Origin of the sequence: Streptomyces sp. NPDC058877 (assembly GCF_042742855.1) — a bacterium.
Lineage (GTDB): Bacteria > Actinomycetota > Actinomycetes > Streptomycetales > Streptomycetaceae > Streptomyces.
The window spans coordinates 1-1,043 of sequence record NZ_JBHYMF010000357.1 but is presented as its reverse complement, the minus strand read 5'-3'; the positions used below and the strand labels follow the sequence as shown (position 1 = coordinate 1,043).

At 68.5% G+C, this 1,043-nt stretch carries 1 protein-coding gene and 1 pseudogene; both read right to left on the bottom strand.

Annotated features, from left to right (window positions below):
• Positions 1–321, bottom strand: a pseudogene (locus ACFW2Y_RS35430) (hypothetical protein); the annotation flags it as partial.
• Positions 322–555: 234 nt separating this feature from the next.
• On the bottom strand, positions 556–837 hold the full coding sequence (locus ACFW2Y_RS35425) for a hypothetical protein (protein ID WP_384887761.1): 282 nt from the start codon (positions 835–837) through the stop codon (positions 556–558).
• Between the last annotated feature and the right edge of the window lie 206 nt (positions 838–1,043).

Here is a 1,043-nt window from a genome sequence, read left to right as displayed (position 1 = left end):
CGTCGGGGGATGCGTCGGCGGATGCGTGGGAGGGTGCGTGGGGGGCTCCGACGGTTCGCTCGGCTCCTCGCCGTAGCCGCCGGGTTCCTCCGCGTGGGCACAGAGGTCACCGACGGCCGCCGCGACGAAGCCGCCGAGATCCATCGTCTTGCCACAGACATCCGCTGGCAGGGGAGCCTGGTGATGGCCGGCCGCCCCGGAACCTGGCCCGTCGCCCGTACCGGCGTGGGCGTTCGCGGCCAGGGCGAATCCGCCGCTCAGCGACAGGATGCCGGTCGCTGCCGCCGCGGTGAGTACTTTCCTGGTGATCATGGACCGCATACCGCTCTTCCTCTGGAGAAAGGGAGAGACCGGCGAGGATCCCCCCTCGCTCCGACCGGCCTGCCCCACATCGACGTTCATGTGGGATCGGCCAGAGAGTATGGGTCGGCGCACGGTGCGGAGCCGGGGCCACACGGCAGCTGATCAGAAAATCATTCGATCAGCCGACCGTGAGGAACGACGCTGCTCAGCATCGCCGTAGACGCCCCTGGAGCATGTCCTGCTGAGGCTGCCTCAGCCGCCCAGCGGGAGACCGCCGGGCACCGGGAGGCCGCCCAGCAGCGGGGCGCCCTTGGTGGTCTCGTTCAGCTGGGTGGCGGTGTCCGTGACGGTCTTGACCGGGGAGCCTTCCGTCGTGCTGCTCAGCACGTCGCTCTTCAGCCCATTGGCGGCGATCGCTTCGAGGCCACCGTTCAGGCTGGTGGGGGTCAGCGCCTCCGTGGCCATGGCGGGCGCAGCGGCGCCCATCGCCATCAGCGAACCGGCGACGACCGCGGCGACCTTGGTGGGCTTCATGGAGTGAATCCTTCCTCTGTGCTTTCAAGTCACTTGCTGTACGGGGTTCTTGGCTGAATCCCATACATCGCTCTGCTTTCTGTAACGAGGACTGCGCGCCCCGGAAACTCCGGGAGGAAGGATTTCTCCGTACTGCACCCGATCGATGCGGCCCGGTGCTATTTGCCGATCGCGCGAGCCCGGGCCGGCCCGACGGTCGTCGGGCC

Excerpts from the sequence above, each read along its gene's own strand:
- ACFW2Y_RS35425 (WP_384887761.1), bottom strand. The coding sequence starts at position 837 with ATGAAGCCCACCAAGGTCGCCGCGGTCGTCGCCGGTTCGCTGATGGCG.